Source organism: Mesobacillus sp. MER 48 (genome assembly GCF_023714225.1).
Classification (GTDB): Bacteria; Bacillota; Bacilli; order Bacillales; family Cytobacillaceae; genus Mesobacillus; species Mesobacillus oceanisediminis_A.
On the sequence record NZ_JAMAUR010000003.1, the window covers coordinates 11,899 to 33,267 of the forward strand.

Annotated in this window: 24 protein-coding genes; 9 read left to right on the top strand and 15 right to left on the bottom strand. The window is 45.4% G+C overall.

Annotated features, from left to right (window positions below):
* Window positions 1–263: 263 nt before the first annotated feature.
* Complete coding sequence (locus tag M3593_RS11545) at window positions 264–1,259, top strand: NAD(P)/FAD-dependent oxidoreductase (protein WP_251542847.1); 996 nt, start codon at window positions 264–266, stop codon at window positions 1,257–1,259.
* Between the two features lie 39 nt (window positions 1,260–1,298).
* Here the strand turns inward: M3593_RS11545 and M3593_RS11550 are convergent, their stop codons facing one another.
* Window positions 1,299–1,661: a HesB/IscA family protein gene (locus M3593_RS11550; protein WP_144478549.1), complete on the bottom strand. Its 363-nt coding sequence runs from the start codon at window positions 1,659–1,661 to the stop codon at window positions 1,299–1,301.
* Window positions 1,662–1,836: 175 nt separating this feature from the next.
* On the opposite strand from M3593_RS11550, the gene M3593_RS11555 reads away from it, so the two are divergent.
* Complete coding sequence (locus M3593_RS11555) at window positions 1,837–2,532, top strand: DUF2225 domain-containing protein (RefSeq protein ID WP_144478548.1); 696 nt, start codon at window positions 1,837–1,839, stop codon at window positions 2,530–2,532.
* A 99-nt stretch (window positions 2,533–2,631) separates the two neighbouring features.
* Here the strand turns inward: M3593_RS11555 and M3593_RS11560 are convergent, their stop codons facing one another.
* Window positions 2,632–2,871, bottom strand: a complete 240-nt coding sequence (locus M3593_RS11560) for a YuzB family protein (protein ID WP_079507135.1) — start codon at window positions 2,869–2,871, stop codon at window positions 2,632–2,634.
* Window positions 2,872–3,121: 250 nt separating this feature from the next.
* Between M3593_RS11560 and M3593_RS11565 the strand changes: the two genes are divergently transcribed.
* Window positions 3,122–4,189, top strand: coding sequence for an NAD(P)/FAD-dependent oxidoreductase (locus M3593_RS11565; RefSeq protein WP_251542849.1), 1,068 nt, complete (start codon window positions 3,122–3,124; stop codon window positions 4,187–4,189).
* Window positions 4,190–4,485: 296 nt separating this feature from the next.
* On the opposite strand, the gene M3593_RS11570 is transcribed toward M3593_RS11565, so the two are convergent.
* Complete coding sequence (locus M3593_RS11570; protein WP_144478546.1) at window positions 4,486–4,812, bottom strand: YuzD family protein; 327 nt, start codon at window positions 4,810–4,812, stop codon at window positions 4,486–4,488.
* Between the two features lie 152 nt (window positions 4,813–4,964).
* Between M3593_RS11570 and M3593_RS11575 the strand changes: the two genes are divergently transcribed.
* Entirely contained in the window at window positions 4,965–5,201 is a 237-nt protein-coding gene (locus tag M3593_RS11575; protein WP_023626615.1) for a NifU family protein, read from the top strand.
* Between the two features lie 26 nt (window positions 5,202–5,227).
* Here the strand turns inward: M3593_RS11575 and thrB are convergent, their stop codons facing one another.
* The 5 genes from thrB to yutH form a co-directional block, all read right to left on the bottom strand.
* On the bottom strand, window positions 5,228–6,181 hold the full coding sequence (gene thrB, locus M3593_RS11580; protein ID WP_251542851.1) for a homoserine kinase: 954 nt from the start codon (window positions 6,179–6,181) through the stop codon (window positions 5,228–5,230).
* The gene (gene thrC, locus M3593_RS11585; protein ID WP_251542853.1) at window positions 6,178–7,239 is read right to left on the bottom strand and encodes a threonine synthase; all 1,062 of its coding nucleotides are present in this window, start codon (window positions 7,237–7,239) and stop codon (window positions 6,178–6,180) included. The genes thrB and thrC overlap by 4 nt, the downstream gene beginning before the upstream one ends.
* A complete protein-coding gene (locus M3593_RS11590; protein WP_251542855.1) occupies window positions 7,236–8,534 on the bottom strand; it encodes a homoserine dehydrogenase in 1,299 nt (432 codons plus the stop codon). The genes thrC and M3593_RS11590 overlap by 4 nt, the downstream gene beginning before the upstream one ends.
* 186 nt (window positions 8,535–8,720) lie before the next feature.
* A complete protein-coding gene (locus tag M3593_RS11595) occupies window positions 8,721–9,698 on the bottom strand; it encodes a 2-hydroxyacid dehydrogenase (protein WP_251542857.1) in 978 nt (325 codons plus the stop codon).
* A 75-nt stretch (window positions 9,699–9,773) separates the two neighbouring features.
* A complete protein-coding gene (gene yutH / locus M3593_RS11600) occupies window positions 9,774–10,781 on the bottom strand; it encodes a spore coat putative kinase YutH (RefSeq protein WP_251542859.1) in 1,008 nt (335 codons plus the stop codon).
* 349 nt (window positions 10,782–11,130) lie between these two features.
* On the opposite strand from yutH, the gene M3593_RS11605 reads away from it, so the two are divergent.
* Window positions 11,131–11,640 (top strand): phosphatidylglycerophosphatase A family protein, encoded by a 510-nt coding sequence (locus M3593_RS11605; RefSeq protein WP_144478539.1) that lies wholly within the window; start codon window positions 11,131–11,133, stop codon window positions 11,638–11,640.
* Window positions 11,641–11,686: 46 nt separating this feature from the next.
* Here M3593_RS11605 and M3593_RS11610 read toward each other — a convergent pair whose 3' ends face one another.
* The 3 genes from M3593_RS11610 to M3593_RS11620 form a co-directional block, all read right to left on the bottom strand.
* The gene (locus M3593_RS11610) at window positions 11,687–12,451 is read right to left on the bottom strand and encodes a TIGR01457 family HAD-type hydrolase (RefSeq protein ID WP_251542861.1); all 765 of its coding nucleotides are present in this window, start codon (window positions 12,449–12,451) and stop codon (window positions 11,687–11,689) included.
* Window positions 12,452–12,611: 160 nt separating this feature from the next.
* Window positions 12,612–13,049: a DUF86 domain-containing protein gene (locus M3593_RS11615; RefSeq protein ID WP_144478535.1), complete on the bottom strand. Its 438-nt coding sequence runs from the start codon at window positions 13,047–13,049 to the stop codon at window positions 12,612–12,614.
* A 22-nt stretch (window positions 13,050–13,071) separates the two neighbouring features.
* The gene (locus M3593_RS11620) at window positions 13,072–14,307 is read right to left on the bottom strand and encodes an EAL domain-containing protein (protein ID WP_251542863.1); all 1,236 of its coding nucleotides are present in this window, start codon (window positions 14,305–14,307) and stop codon (window positions 13,072–13,074) included.
* Between the two features lie 1,136 nt (window positions 14,308–15,443).
* Here M3593_RS11620 and M3593_RS11625 point away from each other — a divergent pair.
* Window positions 15,444–15,710 carry a DUF3055 domain-containing protein gene (locus M3593_RS11625; protein ID WP_144478531.1) on the top strand — a complete coding sequence of 89 codons (267 nt, stop codon included), beginning with the start codon at window positions 15,444–15,446 and terminating at the stop codon, window positions 15,708–15,710.
* 76 nt (window positions 15,711–15,786) lie between these two features.
* Window positions 15,787–16,074 (top strand): cytosolic protein, encoded by a 288-nt coding sequence (locus M3593_RS11630; protein WP_251542865.1) that lies wholly within the window; start codon window positions 15,787–15,789, stop codon window positions 16,072–16,074.
* Between the two features lie 50 nt (window positions 16,075–16,124).
* On the opposite strand, the gene M3593_RS11635 is transcribed toward M3593_RS11630, so the two are convergent.
* Window positions 16,125–16,415 carry a YutD family protein gene (locus M3593_RS11635; protein ID WP_144478527.1) on the bottom strand — a complete coding sequence of 97 codons (291 nt, stop codon included), beginning with the start codon at window positions 16,413–16,415 and terminating at the stop codon, window positions 16,125–16,127.
* Window positions 16,416–16,563: 148 nt separating this feature from the next.
* On the opposite strand from M3593_RS11635, the gene M3593_RS11640 reads away from it, so the two are divergent.
* Window positions 16,564–17,262, top strand: a complete 699-nt coding sequence (locus M3593_RS11640) for a YhcN/YlaJ family sporulation lipoprotein (RefSeq protein ID WP_144478525.1) — start codon at window positions 16,564–16,566, stop codon at window positions 17,260–17,262.
* A gap of 61 nt (window positions 17,263–17,323) precedes the next feature.
* Here the strand turns inward: M3593_RS11640 and lipA are convergent, their stop codons facing one another.
* Window positions 17,324–18,238, bottom strand: a complete 915-nt coding sequence (gene lipA, locus M3593_RS11645; RefSeq protein WP_251542867.1) for a lipoyl synthase — start codon at window positions 18,236–18,238, stop codon at window positions 17,324–17,326.
* A gap of 300 nt (window positions 18,239–18,538) precedes the next feature.
* On the opposite strand from lipA, the gene M3593_RS11650 reads away from it, so the two are divergent.
* Window positions 18,539–19,480, top strand: coding sequence for a M23 family metallopeptidase (locus M3593_RS11650; RefSeq protein WP_251543282.1), 942 nt, complete (start codon window positions 18,539–18,541; stop codon window positions 19,478–19,480).
* 47 nt (window positions 19,481–19,527) lie between these two features.
* Here the strand turns inward: M3593_RS11650 and M3593_RS11655 are convergent, their stop codons facing one another.
* The gene (locus tag M3593_RS11655) at window positions 19,528–19,629 is read right to left on the bottom strand and encodes a methionine/alanine import family NSS transporter small subunit (protein WP_144478523.1); all 102 of its coding nucleotides are present in this window, start codon (window positions 19,627–19,629) and stop codon (window positions 19,528–19,530) included.
* Window positions 19,629–21,140 (bottom strand): sodium-dependent transporter, encoded by a 1,512-nt coding sequence (locus tag M3593_RS11660; RefSeq protein WP_144478521.1) that lies wholly within the window; start codon window positions 21,138–21,140, stop codon window positions 19,629–19,631. Before M3593_RS11660 ends, M3593_RS11655 begins: the two co-directional genes overlap by 1 nt.
* Window positions 21,141–21,369 lie beyond the last annotated feature (229 nt).

The following is a 21,369-nucleotide window of genomic DNA, read 5'->3' on the forward strand; positions in this document are numbered from 1 at the left end:
TGTCCTGAAAATGTCACAAAATCTTAACATTCTTACCTACAATCCATCTTATTCTTTTTACGCAGCATTTTCAAGCGATTCATTTAACTTGGAAATATTCAGAAAATAGGATAATTTCACTATTTACCCGTTTTGTAAAGAGAATTTTCTATGAAATATATTGTTCCACAAGCTTTCTTCTATTATGATTAGGAGTTTATTTTTTCAATTTATGGTATTATAACAATTGGAGCAATTTTACTACATAGTGAGGGGGATATGGAGTGAAAGAAGATCAAAAAGTTTATGACATCACGATTATCGGCGGGGGGCCTGCTGGTCTGTTCACTGCTTTCTACGGCGGAATGAGACAAGCATCTGTTAAGATCATTGAAAGTTTGCCACAGTTAGGCGGGCAATTATCTGCACTTTATCCAGAAAAGTACATATATGATGTTGCCGGCTTTCCAAAAGTCCGTGCCCAGGAGCTGATCAACAACCTGAAGGAGCAAATGGCGAAATTCGAGCCTGCGACTGCTCTTGAACAGTCTGTTGAAAAGCTGGAGAAGCTGGAAGACGGAAATATCAAGCTGACTACTGATAAAGAAGTTCATTATACAAAAACAGTCATCATCACTGCCGGAAACGGTGCGTTCCAGCCACGCAGACTTGAACTTGAAAGCGCTGCACAATACGAAGGCAAGAACCTGCACTATTTCATCGACGACTTGAACCAGTTCGCTGGACAAAAGGTCGCTGTACTGGGCGGCGGGGACTCTGCTGTTGACTGGGCATTGATGCTTGAACCAATTGCTGAGCAGGTAACCATCGTTCACAGACGCGATAAGTTCCGCGCCCACGAGCACAGTGTTGAAAACCTGCAAAATTCAAAGGTTGATATCAAAACACCTTACGTTCCAGCAGAACTGATCGGTGATGGAGAAAAGATCAGCCAGCTAGTACTAAAGGACGCAAACAGCGAAGAAACAGTCGCTGTGGACGTTGACGCGGTCATCTGCAACTTCGGTTTCGTTTCATCTCTGGGACCAATCAAGGAATGGGGCCTTGAAATCGAAAAGAACGCCATCGTCGTCAACTCCAAAATGGAGACGAATATCCCTGGCGTTTACGCTGCAGGCGATATTTGCACATACGAAGGAAAAGTCAAATTGATCGCAACCGGATTCGGTGAAGCACCTACAGCTGTCAACAACGCGAAATCCTATATGGATCCAAAAGCGAAGACACAGCCGCTGCATAGTTCATCGATGTTTAATTAAAAGACAAAAGCAAGGTCCGCGTATGGACCTTGCTTTTATTTAGCATTCTTCAGGTGTTCCTTCACGTGTCGCTGTCTTAAAACTGGAACCACAGCCGCATGATGCGATCGCGTTCGGGTTGTCGATTGTGAAGCCGCCGCCCATTAAAGACTGCTTATAGCTGATTGTTGTGCCATTCAGCACTGGAGCGCTTTCCTTATCGACAAGGATCTTGATGCCGTGCTGCTCGAGCTGGCTGTCACCCTCTTCGACTTCATGCGCGAAACCCATTCCGTAAGACAGGCCGCTGCAGCCGCCGCCTTTTACAGAAACACGCAGGAAAGCGTCTTCCGTTTCATTTTGCTTCATCATATCTTTAATCTGCAATGCAGCTTCTTCAGTAATAATTACGATATTTTCCATTTTATTAAAACCTCCTTGTTCCCTTTCTTATAGTATATACAGCATTTTTCCAATCCTCAACCAATCAGGCTGAAAAAGAATATTCTTCAATTTTTTCCTCCAACAGCCAAATAACTTGGTATAATAGACCTAAACAGATTCACAAAAATCATAGGATATTCGGCAGGTGACAAAGATGTCTCAACTAGTACCTCTTTTTGATAAAAAATACACATGTGCCATGTGCGAGCATTCTTTTACGACCAAGAAGGTTCGCTCCCGTTTTGTGAAAGTCCTCAGCTTTGATTCTGACTTTGCCCCTCAGTATGCCGACGGTTTTGAAAATCCCAATCTTTACTATACCAATGTCTGCCCTGACTGCGGCTATTCTTTTACCGATGAGTTCAGCACTTATTTTCCGCCAGGCGCCAAGCAGGTCATCCAGGATAAAATCTGCAATCAGTGGGCTCCTCATAACTACGGCGATGAGCGGACAATCCAGGAGGCAATGAATACTTTCAAGCTGGCAGCCTATAGTTCGACACTGAAGAAAGAGAAACATATTGTTGCGGCCGGTCTCTATATAAGGCTTGCCTGGCTGTATCGCTCCACTGAAAACCATGAACAGGAAAACCGTTTTTTAAAACTGGCCCTTAAGGAATATACCGAGTCGTATAGCACTGGTGATTATAAAGGCACCCAGGTCTCAGAACTGCGCCTCATGTACCTGATTGGCGAGCTCTCAAGAAGAATCGGCCAAACGCAGGACGCTGTCCGTTTTTTCTCGAAGGTAATAGAAAAACAGAGACAGTCTGTCGAACCGCAAATCATCCAGCTCGCCAAGGACCGCTGGCAGGAGATGCGGGAAAGACAAGCCGTTTCCGGAAACTAAACTATCTATTTCATGGAAACAAGTGCAGAAACTGAATTTCTCTAAATCATGAAAAAAGCTGGCGAATGGAACGATTTCCATGCCAGCTTTTTTTCTATATTAAAACATAGGATTTTCATCCAGATATTTATAAACATTTTCAACCAGCTCTTCTGGGGTGTCACCGACTACCGGATCACCGTTTACAAGCGCAAACATGGACATGGCGCATTTTCCACAGTAACCAAGGCACCCATATTCAATGACGTCAAGATCAGGGTCCCGTTCAAGCTCTGCCCTTGCTGCCTGAGAACCGCTCGCAAGATTGCTGATACAAAATTCAATGATCGGCTTAATCATTTGTTTCACCTCTCTACTAATTTTTAATCGTACCCTTTTTCAGGTAAATCGTCAATTTCTCCGGCTTACAGCCTCTATAAAATTGTTGTTATTTTGTCACAATTTCGTTATACTTTTTATGGATTAAAACGAATCAGAAAAAATATTGTAGAATAATTTCGAATTATGTATCCGTTTACCGTTTGCAAGAACGAGCTTAAAAAACCTACATCATTGACTGTCTGTGATGAGTTAAAAAGGGGAAATTCACATGAGAAATCTCGTTATTCTTGGCGGCGGCTATGGCGGCATGCGTGTCCTCCATAAATTGCTGCCTAATGATCTGCCGGAAGATGTATCCATTACATTGATTGACCGTGTTCCTTACCATTGCTTGAAAACTGAATACTATGCGCTGGCTGCAGGCACGATTTCCGATCAGCATATTCGTGTGTCATTTCCTGAACACCCCCGCCTTCAGGTAAAATACGCGGAAGTTACGGCCATCAATCTGGAGGAAAATAAGGTTGAGCTGCAGGGTAATGAAGCTGTGGAATATGACGATTTGATCATTGGTCTCGGCTGCGAAGATAAGTACCACAATGTTCCTGGTGCCGACACGTTCACGTACAGCATCCAGTCAATCGAAAAATCACGCGCTACTTATCAGGCACTTAATAATCTGCCAGCAGGTTCAAGTGTTGCCATTGTTGGTGCAGGGTTGAGCGGTGTCGAGCTTGCGAGTGAATTGGCTGAAAGCCGCAAAGACTTGAAAATCAAGCTTTTCGATCGCGGAAACCATATTCTGTCCGCGTTCTCCGAGCGCCTGAGCACCTATGTGGAAAACTGGTTTGACAACCATAATGTCGAAATCATCAACAATGCAAATATTACAGAAGTACAGAAAAACGTCTTATACAATCATGATGAGCCGATTGTATGTGACGCGATTGTCTGGACTGCCGGAATTCAGGCAAACAGACTTGTCCGTGAAATGGATGTCGAAAAAGACAGCATGGGCCGGGCCGCGGTTACTGAGCAGCACAACCTGCCAGGACATGAAAATGTATATGTAGTCGGGGATTGTGCGAGCCTGCCGCATGCACCGAGCGCCCAGCTTGCAGAAGGCCAGGCTGAGCAAATCGTCCAGGTGCTGCAAAAGCGCTGGAAAGGCGAAGAACCACCTGAATCCTTCCCGCCGATCAAGCTGAAAGGCGTCATCGGTTCACTTGGCAAAAAGCACGGTTTCGGTCTGGTTGCAGAACGTCCGATCACCGGCCGCGTAGCACGATTGCTGAAGTCAGGTATTTTGTGGATGTATAAGTATCATAATGGATGATCATTTGTGAACCGGGCGCGGGTGCCCGGTTTTTTATTTTTTGGTAACTGGTAAAAATCAGCGGGAATTTCCAGTTCGCTATATAATTGAATTTTTCGCTATATAATCTTTAAAGTCGCTATAAAAATGAAATTTTCGCTATATAATTTCAAAAGCCGCTATAAAAACAAAAAAGTCGCTATATAATTTTAAAATCGCTATAAAAGGTTTTTCGCTTTTTTAATAAATCGGTATTTTAAAGAGATTCTTCTCAAAAAGAGAAAAAAGCACTCCGTTTCGGAATGCTTTTAACAGAATTACGCTGAAATGTATCCGTATTTCTCTAATTCGGCGTAAATCGTCTTCAATTTCGGATTTCCTTCGCCGACAACCTTGCCTTCGAGCAGGACGACGGGATAAAACATGTCTTCTTCGATTACTTTTTCAGCAAATTCCCGCTTATCTTCATCTGCAGGAGGGTTGTAGATATCGACATAAGTAATTTTAAAAGGCTGGTCTGCATATTTGCGGCCGATCGCTGCTTCAAGCCATTCATATGTTTCTTTTGAGGATGGCAGGTTGACACAGCTAGGGCATAATACTTCTGCGCCGTAAACGACTATTTCTACTTCTTTGCGTTCCATTATCAATTACCCCCTGTTATTTTCTTTTATTTTACTATACGATGAAAAGGATTCATAAGGAAAAAACTGTTGTTCTGAGGTTTTTCATTCAATTGGATAGATTTTTCCGGCTGATGAGATTATAATAAGTATTATGAAAGGAGTCGATTTGCATGACTGAACAGCAAATGTTTGAGCAAGTACAAGAAGTATTAGATAAATTGCGTCCATTCCTTCTTCGCGATGGTGGAGACTGCGAACTAGTGGATGTAGAAGATGGCATCGTAAAACTTCGCCTGCTGGGTGCATGCGGAAGCTGCCCGAGCTCCACAATCACGCTTAAGGCTGGAATCGAACGCGCCCTTTTAGAGGAAGTACCTGGCGTTGTTGAGGTTGAACAGGTATTCTAATTAACCAATAATAAAGCGGTTTTGCCTTAAATGGCAAAACCGCTTTTTTTCATGCTGGAACTGCATCCGTTCCGGTCGATTTTTAAAGTTAAAATTTCCATTCCATCGACACACCGCTTCATTTTTTCCCCGACTTCATCCCCTTTACCGGGTTCCGCCAGACACAAAATCGATGGCCCGGCCCCGCTCAGTGCAACGCCGAAAGCTCCTGACTGAATGGCTTTTTCATGCACATCATCAAAAAATGGCACAAGTTCTTTCCTGTATGGCTGATGGAACAGATCGGCAGCCATCATCCTGCCTGCAAGCGTCCAATTATGAGTTAACAATGCAGCAAGCTGCTGATTGGCAACGGCACTTGCCCGGACACTGTGCTGGAATTCCATGTTTGCCGGCAACACGTCTCGTGAAATTTCGGTCAGCAATTCCTCCCGGGGGACAACCAGTATCGGATCGAATTGGATTTGGTCAAGTACTGTCAGATCTACTTCATCCCCTATTTGGCTGCCCACCACGACACCGCCAAAAAGGCTGGCCCCCGCATTGTCCGGGTGGCCTTCAAACCCTGCAGCGATTTTTAATTTTTCAAGCAGTGACAATTCTAAATTGCAAAATTCATTGGCCAGTTCCACTCCGGCAACAATCGCCGCAGCGCTGGACCCCAGCCCTCTTGCCAGCGGAATATCGCTTTTGACAGACATTCGGAGAGGCGGCATTTTCTGCTTGTACATTAAAGCGGTTTTAAGCGCGATCTGGCAAATATAATTCGTTTCATCACGCGGAAAGTCTGTTAAGGATGGTGAGAGGAACTCCACCTCCCAACGATTGCTTCGCTCTGCCTCGAGCTCCAGGTATAGGTCCAATGCGACTGCAAGGGAATCAAAGCCGGGGCCAAGGTTCGCTGAGCTTGCCGGGACTTTTACCGCAAAAACCTGTCTTGCTGTAATGCCTGCAGCATGTGGTTCCCCCAGTCCGTTCATTGTCTGACCACTCCCCTGATATGCTTGCTGACGATTCTTTCGTCATTCGGAAGCAGCACGGGTGAGATCGAGCTGATATCGATGGCAGTTGAAGGGTCCTTCAATCCATTTCCCGTCAGTACAGCAACAATCCGGGAGCCACGAGGAATTTCCCCTTGTTTCAGAAGCTTGTGGATTCCTGCCAGCGAGGCACATGAACCCGGCTCAGCAAATATCCCTTCTGTAGAGGCCAGTCGGCTGTATGCCTGTAAAATTTCTTCATCGGTGACGAAGTCAATTGTTCCTTCTGATTCATCCCTGGCAGCAACAGCAAGATTCCAGCTGGCAGGGTTGCCGATTCGTATGGCAGTGGCGATCGTTTCTGGCTGCTCAATCGGTTTTCCCTGCACGATTGCTGCTGCACCTTCTGCCTCGAAACCGAACATCCTCGGCAATCCTGTCCGCCTGCTGGAATTGTATTCTTTGAAACCTTTCCAGTAAGCACTGATATTCCCCGCATTACCCACCGGAATCGCCAGGACATCTGGTGCACCGCCCAGCTGGTCACAGATTTCGAAAGCAGCCGTTTTCTGTCCTTCGAGCCGATATGGATTCACCGAGTTTACGAGTGTGACTGGTTCATTTTCACTGATGGCCCTGACCATTTTCAACGCCTCGTCAAAATTGCCTTCAATCGAAACGATGCTGGCGCCATACATCACCGCCTGTGCCAGTTTGCCCATCGCGATTTTTCCTTCGGGAATGACGATGATACACCGCATTCCTGCTCTCGCCGCATATGCAGCTGCAGAAGCCGAGGTATTGCCTGTGGAAGCACAAATCACCGTATCACTGCCCTCCTCCTTGGCTTTCGCGACCGCCATCACCATGCCTCGGTCCTTGAATGAACCCGTCGGATTGGCCCCTTCAACTTTTACATGCAAATCAATGCCCCACTGCTCTGACAGCTGGTCTAGCCGGATCAGTGGCGTGTTTCCTTCATGCAGTGTCAGCATCGGGGTCTGATCATTGACTGGCAGGTATTCACGATATTCACTCAACAGTCCCCGCCATCTCATCGATTGACACTCCCCTCGACTCTGTATGAGCTCTTGATTTCTTTCACGACCCTGAGGTCACGCAGCTCCATCAGGATATTTTGATAGTCTTTGAGAGAAGCACGATGTGTAACGACTACGATTTCGGCAAGTCCCTTTTCCTTCAAAGGCATCTGGAGGATCTTTTCAAAGCTGACATTATGGTCAGCGAAAAGCGAGGTGACCTCCGAAAAGACACCAACTTCATCATGGACATGCAGACGGAGGAAGTGCTTCGAACTTACTTCTCCATCATCCTTCAGCTGCTTCTCATATTGCGGGGTGACCATAGAACGGCCATTAACTCCTAGGCGCATATTCTTAACGACGCCAACAAGATCTGACACAACAGCAGTGGCGGTTGGCAGACTGCCGGCACCCGGGCCGTAGAACATGGTTTCCCCGACCGCTTCACCGTATACATATACCGCATTGTACTCATTATTGACAGACGAAAGCGGATGGGAAGACGGCAACAGGGCAGGCTCCACACATACCTCGACTTTGTTACCTTCACGGACAGCGATGCCAAGCAATTTCATCGTATAGCCAAGCTGTTTGGCATACTGCAGGTCTTCCTCTGTGACCGAAGTGATTCCTTTAAACTTCACATCATCTAGGTCAATCTTCATGGAAAATCCAAGTGTACCCAGTATCGCCATTTTTCTGGCTGCATCTAGCCCTTCCACGTCAGATGCCGGATTCGCCTCCGCATATCCCAGCTCCTGCGCTTCCTTCAGCACGCTGTCATATGGAAGTCCCTCCTGGCTCATCTTCGTTAAAATATAATTTGTTGTTCCGTTCACAATTCCCATCATCTTTGTGATCCTGTCAGACGCAAGCCCATCAACGAGACTTCGCAAAATCGGGATGCCTCCTGCCACGCTCGCTTCAAAAAACAGATCGCAGCCATTTTCACTCGCAGCCGTCAGCAGCTCTGAGCCATGGACAGCCATCAAATCTTTGTTTGCTGTCACCACGTTCTTTTTGTTCCTCAGTGCCTGCAGCATATGGTCACGGGTATTCTCGATCCCGCCCATGACTTCAATCACAACTTCGATTTCCGGATCTTCGATGATGTCCGCTGGGTCCATCGTCAGGAGAGAAGGGTCGACCTTTACCGACCTTTCCTTTTCTACATCCTGGACGAGGATTTTCTTTACCTTCACAGGGCAGCCAACCTGGTGCATCAACTTATCCTGGTGGTTCTCAATGATTCTCACTACCCCCGACCCAACTGTTCCTAATCCAAGAAGTCCTACCGAGATTGCCTGCATATTCTCTTCCCCTCTCCCTTTGTCTTTTCTAAAAATACATTTGTTTTTGTATAGTAGACATTATATAGACGACCAACCTCTTTTACAAGGGATATTTAAGAAGCCTTTCTCCATGAAAACGCTTAATCGCAAGGGGCTGTAAGTGTAAAAAAAATCCTCCCCTGCATGAAGGGAAGGATTGATGAGTTATTGAATCACTTCTTTATTAACAATAGTCTTCGGACTGTCTCCGGTGAGGACAGCTTTGACGTTCGTGCAGCAAAGCTTGATCATCTTTGTCCTCGTTTCTGTACTTGCCGATCCGATATGCGGGATTGCTGTCACATTTGAAAGTTCCAGCAGCGGATGCTCTGTTGAAATGGGCTCTTTTTCAAAAACATCAAGTCCTGCAGCGGCAATCTCTCCGCTTTTCAGGGCTTCATACAATGCCTGCTCGTCCACAACCGGCCCGCGTCCAGCATTGATGAAAATCGCGCTTTTTTTCATTTTCGCAAAAACATCTGCTGTAAAAAGATTTCTGGTTTCATCTGTAAGCGGTGCGAGTGATACCACATAATCAGCCTTTGATACAAGATCCTCGAATGAACTGTAGACCGCACCGAGTTCCTTTTCAGCTTCCGGTTTACGGGAACGGTTATGGTAAAGAATATCCATTCCAAAGCCATTCGCGCGTCGGGCAACAGCCTTACCAATTTTCCCCATACCGACGATTCCGATCGTCTTTCCATATACATCATGTCCTGCAAGCAGGTATGGGCTCCAGCCTTCCCACTTGCCAGCTTTGATATAATCTGCTGCTTCGACGATGCGCCTTGCCGCAGCCATCAACAAAGCAAAAGTAAGATCAGCGGTTGTCTCGGTCAGCACATCCGGGGTATTGCTCACAACGATTCCGCGCTCGGTGGCTGATTTGAGATTGATATTGTCAAAACCCACAGCCAGGTTGGCGACGACTTTCAGGTTTTCACCAGCTGACAGCAATTCCTCGTCAATTTTGTCAGACAGCATGGTGATCATCCCACTGGCTTTTTTTGCTTCAGCGAGCAAAACCTCTCTCGGGGCAGGGATATCTTCATGCTCCCACATCTTCACCTCAAATTGCTCGGTGAGCTCTACAATCGTTTCTGCAGGAAGTTTCCTGGTAATATAAATATACGGTTTCATCGTCTGGCTCCTTTTTGTAAGCGGTTAATATAATAGAATAATATTCATTCTATCACATTTACGCAAAAGCTTCGACTACCGTAATAACCACTCAACCGGAGGAAGCTTCGCCATTTTCACAGGTGCATCGCCAATCTGGTAAAAATGGCTTAAAAAACGTTCGTAATCACTGCTTTGGTCCAGATACTTCCGCAAACGGTCCTCAAGCTGGCGCTTTGTCTGTTCTGACTGGGTAATATAGTAATTTTCGATTGCTTCATAGTAGTGAAGCGGAAACAGCAGCCTGGAGTACAGAAGCCTCCATGAAAACGGCGACAGCATTGTCAGACTCTGGTACTCATTAAGGAAGTTTTTGATTTCCGGCTGGCTCGTCTGGATGTTGGCAAAATAACGCTCCCTTACCCACTCTGCCAGATCGCGGCTTCCATGGTCGAACACCCACTCAAATGGATTTTTCACAAAATACGGCCCTCTCCAGACTGTATTGGTGAAGCGCTCATGGCAGACAGTGCCGTGGTCAATCTTTGTCGGCTTATCATCGATCTCCGTATCTGCAAGATATTGGATGGCATTTTCCGACAATCCCATATAATACGGAAAAGACTCCATGAACATTCTCTCAAAATCGTTCTCAGGCTCAGTATAGAGTTTGCCGCTCCACACCTTTTCCATCTGGTCCAGCCGCTTTTCCCAGAGCTGTTTCCACTGTCCGACCCTGTTCATCCCTTTAACCTTGAAAGGGATTTGCCTGCCTCTTGCATGGAATCTGGCCAGCTTCCTGCCTGTTCGCAATTTTTCCGGCATCGGTGCGGCACGACTCTGCAGCACACAGTACTTCCTTCCCTCCCATTCGCAAATCTGGCGTCCTTCCTTGTCTGTAAGCAGCTGCGAAACGTTGCGGTCACCAGCTTTTTGCATATGGTCAGCGATTCTCGAAAGCTCGCTTATCTCTTGCTCTTTTGCCCCATTAGCGTCCATAATCAAATAAAGCCCTTCATTCTGTTTATATCCATGATATCTTCCAAGAGATACTTCTGAATCCGGAAAAATCCCATATACTTCTTTTAACATCTTTTGAAACATCAAACAGCACCTCTCTCCAAGCCATTCTTTTACAAATATATGTGCCGGACTGCAAAACAATGAAATGAATAACTGGCTTCATTCGGGAAATGATTTAAAGGAATGAATTCTTTCACTAAAACGGATTAAGCGGAATAATTTAGGTTAAATAGGATATGAAGATAGCTATTAGAAAAGCGTAAGCGCCTTGGTCAGCCCCGACAAGCGTTGGAGGGCTGACCAGTGAAGTCGTTCTTTGACTTCATTGGGCAGACCGAAACGTCTCGAGGGGCTAGGCGCTGGAGCTAGACAGTTACCAAAGTGAGATACACACTTTCTTATCTGAATTAAAAACAGAAAGGTGATGCAGATGTTAGAAAAGAAACGCGCCATTCATATGACAGAGGAAACTGCCCGGAAATGGCTTCACGAACGCGGGGTTGAAATAGAGGATATTGCGAAACTTGTGTTCTTCTTGCAGGAGAAGTATCATCCGAACCTGCAGATGGACGATTGCATCCAGAATGTCGAGCGAGTATTGTCCAAACGTGAGGTCCAGAATGCCATCCTGACAGGAATCCAGCTTGATATCCTCGCAGAGCAGAAGAAGCTTGGCGAACCGCTTCAATCCATTATTGAAACAGATGAGAGCCTGTATGGCGTGGATGAGATTCTCGCTTTCTCAATCGTCAATATCTATGGTTCGATTGGATTCACCAACTACGGGTTCATTGATAAAGCAAAACCGGGTATCCTTGAACTCCTTAATGATAAAGAAAAGTCAGGCAAATGCCATACATTCCTGGATGATATTGTGGGAGCTGTTGCAGCGGCTGCTTCAAGCCGACTTGCACACCGAGCGGCGAATGTAGAGGAATAATGATAAAGGGACTTGCAGCCGGCGATGGCGCAAGTCCCTTCTGTTTTTATACTTCCCAGTCATCCAATGAATCGACTGTATAGGTTGGCATTTCATCGTAACCCTTCAGCAGTTCCTTCGTTGTGACCCCCGTGTGTACAAGCAGAGTATCCATTCCGGCCCTCATGCCTGCGAGAATGTCGGTATCATAATAGTCCCCGACCATCAGCGTCTCTTCCTTCGCAGTTCCCAGGACCTTCAGTGCCTGTTCCATGATCACTGATTCCGGCTTGCCAATGAAGATTGGGTCTGTTTGCGTGGAAACAGCGATGACTGATGTCAGTGATCCATTTCCCGGAAGCAGGCCACGTTCTGTCGGAATTGCGATATCTCCATTAGTTGAAATGAAAGTGGCCCCGTTCCTGACCGCAAGGCAGCCAACTGCCAGCTTTTCATAGGTAATGCCGCGGTCAATTCCGGAAACGACGAAATCCGCTTCTTCCCCTGCAAACCGGAGCCCTTTTTCCTCGATGGCCGTCTGAATCCCCTCTTCGCCAATCACGTATACGGTCGCATCTTGCTTTTGCTCATAAATATAGTTGGCCGTTGCCTGACTTGTCGTAAAAACCTGCTCCTCAGTGGTTGGGATATCAAAGCTCCGCAGCTTTTTCGCCACCTGGGCCGGTGTACGCGAAGAATTATTTGTGACGAATAAATAAGGAATTCCAGCTGCAATCAGCCTTTTTATAAAATCCGAAGCCGCCTCGATCCGTTCTGAGCCCCTGTACATCGTTCCATCTAAATCAATCAGATAGCCTTTATATTTTTTCATGATGATCACTCCTATGCATAATGTTCCCTTGTTGTGCTAAAACGAATACTCCCATTTTATTAAAGTAGAGCAGGCAGTGCAAAGGACAAAGCTCACAGCAAAGAAAAAGAGACCGACTTATGAACTGCTCAGTTCATCTTATCGGTCTCTTCATCCAGCTTTACTTTTTAAAAGCGGAAACCGGGCCTAGTTCATTCGTTAGATATTCCCTGACCTTCACCGGAAACAGCTTGAGTTGCGGAAGTTCAGACTTGAAGGTTTGGATCAGGCTTCCATGGTCCACATCAGTGTATTGCTGGACTAGCATCTTCCTGAACAGGACGATTTTTTTCAAGCCTGCGCTCATGTCAGGCGTCACGACTTTTTCATCATCGAGGATATCGATGATGTCTTCATAGCTGCCCGGGTCACGCATGATGAAGCCATCAATCATCGAATTGCCCACATCAAGAACAGCCTCCACCATCGTATGCGCTGCACGCTCGAGGGCCGCTTTTTCCATAGGCGTTTCCCATGATCCATTGCTTTCAAAAAAATCAATCTGCCTGTCCAAAAACTCCAATGTTTGCTCAATTTGATCCCTGTCGACAAAATACATTCCTTATCACCTCTCGAAGATGCTAGACGGTTTTCAATAATCCAGGACGGGCGTAAAAATAACCTTGTGCCAGTTCAACCTTGTTCCGTGAGAGGACTGATGCTTCATGCTCATTTTCGATTCCTTCGGCTATGACAGTAGAGCCTGCTTCCTTTGCGACAAGCAGAAGCCCTTTCAGCATCGACTCCTTCACAGAGTTCTTGTCGATGTTCTGGATGACGGACCGGTCGATCTTGATGACATCCGGCATGATCTCACTGATGGTATTCAGGCTGGCATATCCCGCTCCTGTATCATCCACCGCAATCTTGATACCCATTCCTCTTAACACCTTTATATTATAGATAAAATTATCGATTCCCTCAATCGAGTCCCGTTCGGTGATTTCCAGGGTGATCTGATTCGGCTTGATGCCTTCATAGGATTTCATCATTGTTTTCAAATCACGGACGAATCGAAAATTGCCAAGCGTGATCGGCGTAAAATTAATGAAGATATCATCCTGGCAGCCAGTTGACGTAATTTGGTCAAGCGTTTTCCTCAGGACAATCATTTCAAGCTCATACAGCATATTCGTCTGCCTCGCGACTGAAAAAAGCTGCAGTGGACTTTCGAGGGCTGTCCCCTCAGGACCGCGGGTCAGCATCTCCCACGCACGGACCTCCTTAGTGGCGACGTCAATGATTGGCTGTGCCAAAAGTTTTATATTCTGCCGGGAGATGATTTTGTTCATTTCATAAACCATTTCATTGAATTCCGTCTGAATCCGCTTTTCAGCCATCGCAAACGCCTGCTGATGAGCCTTCAAGACCGCTTCATGTACGGACCCTACTGATTTATCAATAAAAATGAATCCCGTGTCAAAGATAGGCTGGACGGTCGGATACTCATGAAAAATCCTGCTTTCCGCTTCCCTGAGGATTTTCTTCATCTTCCCATCAATCTCCGAGATACAATGCCTGTTATGGTCAATCCTTATAAACAGGCTCAAGCTGTCACTATAGTAATCATGCAGGACAATCATGTCCTCTTTTTCAATTTCCAATTCAATCACAGCTTTGAAATGACGCTTCAAAGCCTTGTGGTACTTCCACGTCTCCCCACCAAGCTGAGCCGCCAGCTCGCGGTGATTTTTGATCGTATAGGCGATGACTGCCACTTCACAGCCACTGTTAAAAGCCTTCTTCACCCCTGTTACAACAGGATCCCTCAAGATGAACTGAGGCGGATAATAACAAAGCGATGAATGAGGCAACATTATTTTCCCCCAACCAAGCAGGTTGTCCAATATGCTAGTAACACGGCGGGCCATAGGTTTCAATCCTCTCAAACGATGACTAGAACTTTTTCTTAATTGTACCATATTTCGATAAAATAGACCTTTTTTACTAGATAGTTATTTCAAAATATTTTTACTCTTTGTTATGGTAGGGAATGTAGGGAAGGGGCATCACGAATAAATTCTTGTTTATGACAGCTTTTATGGCTTCTCCCTCAAACCTGTCAGAATTACGAGGTTTTTTTGACAGCTTTTTTTGCTTCTCACCTAAACCTGTCAGAATTACGGAGGTTTTTTGACAGCTTTTTTTGCTTCTCCCTCAAACCTGTCAGAATTACGGAGGTTTTTTGACAGCTTTTTTTGCTTCTCCCTCAAACCTGTCCGAATTACAGAGGTTTTTTGACAGCTTTTTTTGCTTCTCCCTCAAACCTGTCCGAATTACGGAGGTTTTTTGACAGCTTTTTTTGCTTCTCCCTCAAACCTGTCCGAATTACAGAGGTTTTTTGACAGCTTTTCATGCTTCTCACCTAAACCTGTCAGAATTACGGAGGTTTTTTGACAGCTTTTTTTGCTTCTCCCTCAAACCTGTCCGAATTACAGAGGTTTTTTGACAGCTTTTCATGCTTCTCACCTAAACCTGTCAGAATTACGGGGGTTTTTTGACAGCTTTTCATGCTTCTCACCTAAACCTGTCAGAATTACGGGGTTTTTTTGACAGCTTTTTTACTTCTCCCTCAAACCTGTCAGTATTACGGGGTTTTTTTGACAGCTTTTCTTGTTACTCCCTCAAACCTGTCCGAACTCGGCGCTACTTCTGACAGCTTTCCCTGTTCTCCTCCCAAACCTGTCCGAACTGTGACTGGTTTTTAAATCCTTTCCCTACTAATCCTGTCTGAAATAGGTCTTTTCGCATTTTCCCGCAAAGATAAATTCAGAAACAAAAGTTTTTCTGGTAAGATTGATGGTGGGTGAGAATGCTGCCAAAATGGAGGAGAGAGATTTTGGAATGCGAAGGACACTGTCCGCTACATCACAGCACACCATCTCTCGAACACAAGCCGCATCTTGTGATGGTTGAAAAAATACATACTTTTACAGCACATAGGAGGTTCACGATGACGGAACAATTTTTTTTATACGATGAAACAGAAGCGACAAAAACACGCTTTGTAAGCTTTGTGGGTGAAAACCAGCGTTTTGACCTTGCCATCCTGCAGACAGGAAGATATTATGGCAAGAGTATCGTATTGGATATCCAGGGGAGCCGATTCGCGATCCTTGGCCACGATGACCTTGATGAAGAAGGCTATCTCGAATATGCCTACAACTTATCCGAAGAAGATGCGGAAGAACTTCGCTCATTCCTGCGGCCAATCCTTTAATCTGGAATGAACTGTTTGTTTGATTTGTCTTTTCAAAGAAATACTAAAAAGACAACAAGCAAAAGAAGGTGAGTTCATGAGCAAGGAAGACAGCGAAAAGTACTCTGATTTTTCGAATGTTGAAAAGCAAAAGAACTATATAACGGCTGAAGACTTACCTGATGGACCATATGGTTCGCCATTCCGGATGGATGAACCGGTTGAGGGTAAAAGCACACCTTGGCGTGAGGGACAACGGACCTACAGTAACTTCAATTATGAATTCAAGTCCCTTCATCAGAGTACACCAAGAAAAGAAGCTGGTGCCCACCCAACCCATGATGACCCGAGCGAAAGTGAGCAGCCGCCATATAGCGACATGTAAAAAAAGGAATGCTCCAATCACAGTATTGGAGCATTCCTTCGTTTTCTATTCTATTTATCCTGACCTTGCTTCGCTACCTTCTTGGCGACAAAATAGGCACAGCCAAAATTGCAGTACTCATATAAGTATTCACTTACCGTACTGATTTTCGTATCGAATGTTGATTTCTGGTTCTGGTCATCGAAAAAGCCTCTTAAGCGAAGCTGCCCATATCCCCAGTCACCAACTATATAGTCATATTTCGTCAGAATCTCGCTGTATCTGGCTCGAAATGCTTCCTCATTAAAGCCATTCCGTTCTTCATCCACTATTTCATAGCATAGGTTATTGATGCAAATCATTGGTAGGTCCACCTCTTTTTCCATAACGATCTGTCTTGGTCAACAAGCTAACGTGCCTGCGCTTTTCTTAATTATAACTTATTCCCCATCAATTACTAAGCAAAAAAAATAATTTCGGAGCCATTCTAATCAATAGGGGGTGTTTTAATTGAAAAAAGCATTAATGGCTCTTGGTATTTGCGGAACAGTGGCTATGACTGGATGTGCTGCGGGTGACGATAATGCCGCACAGGAAGGCCGTGATGGCAGGACTGGTATTTACCAGCAAAGCGGAAACACACTGAATGTTAATGATCAGCGTCCAGACTTATATAACGAAGATGGACGTAAAGGATTGAAAAATAGAAGCGAGGACTTCGGATATGTCCGTCAGCAGAGAACTGGTGTAATGGGAACGGAAAATCCAGAAAACGCATACGAAGCGATCGACCGCGAGCGTATCGCCGATATGATCAGCAGGTTCAGTTTGATGGCACCGAATGTCGATGATGTGTCAACACTTGTAACTGATGAGGAAGTACTAATTGTATACCAGACAGATTCTGCAAATCGCAACGAAACCGCAGACCAGGTGAAACGGATGGCGATGTCAGTCGTTCCTCGCTGGTTCCATGTATACGTTTCAGACGATACTAGCCTGCGAAATGAAGTAGAGAACTTCGCCTCGCTTGATACCGATAGCCGCAATGTCGACGATTTGGTCGATGGCGTCATCAAGCAGATGCTTAAATCTCCTCAAGGCCGCGATATGAGTTCAGGTGAAAACGCCAATGGTGAAGCCAAGGGAGAACTCAATGAAGAGACAGACAAAGATGATCTTTCAAGGCAGATGAACAAAGGTAAATAACAAAAAGAGTTCAGCGTATTGAATGCTGAACTCTTTTTTAGCTTTCGCTTGTGCAAATCAATTATGCCTGCTGTGCTTCCTGTTCTGCAAGCTGCTGTTTATGTTTCGCTGCTGAGTTGACCTGTTCATCGGCATGGTAGGACGAACGGACAAGAGGGCCTGCCTCGCAATGGCTGAAGCCTTTCGCCAGTGCAATTTCCCTTAGCTCGGCAAACTCATCCGGATGGTAGTACTTCTGTACCTCAAGATGCTTTTTGGAAGGCTGTAAATATTGGCCAAGTGTAAGGATGTCCACATTGTTCGCACGCAAATCATCCATTGCTTCGATTAATTCTTCCTTCGTTTCGCCCAGGCCAACCATGATGCTTGACTTTGTCGGAATGTCCGGCTGCATTTTTTTTGCCCTGCGCAGGAATTCCAGTGAACGTTCATAGGTAGCACGAGCACGGATTCTAGGTGTCAGGCGCTTTACCGTTTCGACATTGTGGTTAAGAATATCCGGGCGAGCATCCATCAGTGTCTGCAGGTTTTCTGCAACTCCGCCCATATCAGAAGGCAGTACTTCAATAGAGGTAAACGGATTTTTCCGGCGGATTGCTCTTACAGTCTCAGCAAATACAGCTGCCCCTCCATCCTTCAGGTCATCGCGGGCTACCGCTGTTACGACGACGTGCTTAAGGTTCATTAGGGTAACGGAATCCGCTACTCTTTCTGGCTCCTGCCAGTCAAGTTCCGTAGGCAGTCCCGTTTTTACAGCACAAAAACGGCATGCACGCGTACATACATCGCCAAGGATCATGAAGGTCGCAGTCCGTCTAACTGCCCAGCATTCATGGATGTTCGGGCACTTTGCTTCTTCACACACAGTATGTAGGTTTTTCTCGCGCATCATCTTTTTTAAGCCCGTATAGTTTTCGTTCGTATTTAACTTTATTTTCAGCCAATCAGGCTTTCTCTGTACCTCTTTTTTGCTCATTATTTTCACTCCATTCCTGCTGCACTTCCTCAAGAACACCATGAAAAAATCAAGGCTGGCATACAGCTTCTGATGTCACTTTAACATAATGGAATACTATCGACAAGTACGATATCTTTGCGATTACCATTATTTGATATTTATGAAAAACCCCCATCATCGCAAACTAACAGAAGACAAGCGGAAGCATATTTTATATGCTCGAGCTGGAAAATAAAGGAGTCAAATCATGAAGGGAGGATTACGGTGAAATTCCTTAAAGCAGTTATCGTTCTTTTTTTCCTATGTCCTGTCCTTTCTGTGGATTTAGCATCTGCAGCTGAGCAGGACCAGGATATCTATAAAAAGAGAATGGATCTCTACACTCAAGTTGAAGCGGTTACCCAGATTCCCTGGTATTATATTGCTGCGGTGGATCAATATGAACGGAATGTCCGCCAGGCAAGAAAGGACTTGCCAAAAGCTGAAGGTACTGCCGGAATTTACTTCAAGCCGGAAGAGTGGGCTGGACTTCTGAATCCAAATCTGGAGGATGACAATCCAGTTTCCATACAATTTTTCAATGGAATCGGGTTCGATGGAAATGGTGACAGCAAAGCAAGCCTGAAGGATGATGAAGATGTAATGCAGGCTTTCGCCCAATATCTCCTGAATTACGGTACAGACCATGAGAATATTAAAATTGGCCTCTGGAATTACTATAAACGCGATAAGACAGTCGGAATCATCATAGGAAAAGCGATGATCTACAAGCATTTTGGACGCTTGGACCTTGATACACATGTATTCCCTCTCCCGCTTCGGAGCAACCACAGCTATAACAACACTTGGGGAGATGCACGCGGTTGGGGCGGCAGACGGATCCATGAAGGGACGGATATTTTCGCCGGCTATGGAGTACCAGTCCGAGCCACAGGGTATGGCATTATTGAAATGAAAGGCTGGAACAAATATGGCGGATGGCGGGTCGGCATCCGTGATATCAATAATACCTACCATTACTTCGCCCACCTGAGCGGGTTTGCCAAGGACCTTAGAGTAGGGCAGATCGTTGAGCCTGGAACGGTCATAGGCGGTGTGGGAAGCTCCGGGTACGGGCCGCCGGGAACCAGCGGGAAATTCCCCCCGCACCTGCATTATGGCATGTACAAGGACAATGGCTATACTGAATGGTCCTTCGATCCATACCCTCATTTGAAGTTATGGTCCAGGCAGGAAAGAGCGAGGTTGAAGAAAAGATAGACATCAAAAAAGGCCAGCCTATCCTCAGGCTGACCTTTTGTCTTTTCTTATGAACGGGCTTTTCTAACAGCATGAATTACACTTGCTGCGAGTCCTCCCCAGATAATGACCATACCCACTACCATCATTGCAACTGCGCTAGCATCCATTACTTAGCAACCCCCTTGTCTTGTGGAACTTCATAAAGTGCAGTATCCCATTTCTTTGCTTTTGCAAAAATGAATCCAACAATAACAGCACCGATTGCGACAAACCATCCATAGTAGACATTGAACATGACTGGATAGCCGCCATAACTTGTTTTAATATCTGTCATGATGTTCATGACCATCATGATACCCAATACTACTGGAGTGATGTATTTCAGGGAAATCACCCACCAGCTTCCAAGACGGATATCAGAAATTGCATCAGCATGGTTTTGCAGGTTCTTCAGTTCCTTTGCAACCCATACAATGAAGACTACTTCAACAAGACCGGCAAGAGCGACACCATAGTTATTGATGAACGCATCTGCTGTGTCAAGGAAATTCAAGCCGCCCTGTGTTGCGAACAGGATGGAAACCAATGCAGATAGACCGCCGCCGATTGCTACTGCCTTAGTACGGGAAACATTGAATTTGTCCTGTACCCCGGCAATATATGTTTCAACGATTGAAATCAACGAAGACAGTCCTGCCAGTGTTAAGCTGACGAAGAACAGTACTCCGAACGCCGCACTGAACGCCGGCAATTCATTTATGATCTGCGGGAAGACCGCAAATGCAAGGATAACCCCTTTGCTTACCACTTCATCAATTGGAACGCCTTGCTGCATTGCCATGAAGCCCAATGCCGCGAATACGCCGATACCAGCCAGCAATTCAAAGGAAGAGTTGGCAAAAGCAGTAATGAAAGCGTTGTTTGTAATATCAGATTTCTTAGGAAGATAACTTGAGTACGTGATCATGATTGCAAATGCGATCGATAAACTGAAGAAAATCTGTCCATATGCCGCTACCCATACTTTACCGTTCAGGATCTGGCTCCAGTCAGGCTTGAAAAATGCGTTTACACCATCAATTGCTCCATCCAGAGTCAATGCGCGAACAACAATAATCATAAATAAAATAACAAGTGCAGGAATAAAGATCTTGTTCGCTACTTCAATACCTTTCTTGACGCCTTTGAACAAAATACCAAGAGAAATGACCCATACAATGACTAATGGCAGGAATACACCTGGTACGATACCGCCTACCTGGCCAGCGTCCACTACCTTTAAATAATCCCCAACAAGGAAGCTAAGCGGATCGTCTCCCCACTGCTTGCTGAGCGAGAAATAAGCGTAGGACATTGCCCATGCGATAATGACTGCGTAATACGTCGAAATGACAAAAGAAATAGCAAGCTGCCACCAGCCAAGCCATTCTGCGCCTTTTCGCATCTTGAAATAACTTAATGGTGCAGATCCGCGGTACTTATGACCGATGGTGAATTCCAAAATCAAAATTGGGATACCTGCTGTTAATAAAGCAAATAAGTATGGGAAGAAGAATGCTCCCCCGCCATTCTCATAAGCTACACCCGGGAAGCGCCAAATATTTCCCAACCCGACTGCCGAACCTACCGCAGCAAGAATGAATCCTGCCCTCGTGCCCCACTGTGGACGATTTTCCATTTATAAATCCCCCTTGCCTTCTAATCACCTGGAAAATATTGATGAATTAGAAAGTTTTATATTTTCAGATTATTTGGTCTAGAAATAGTATAGCTAGTTTTTAATGGCTTGTCAAAATATTATTTGCGTCATAATAAATTTTTTTCGATAAAATTTTCCCAACTATACTAAAACTCCTATTAATTAGGATTCTATTCCCGCTATTTTAAAAATATGAAAAAAAGCTGTC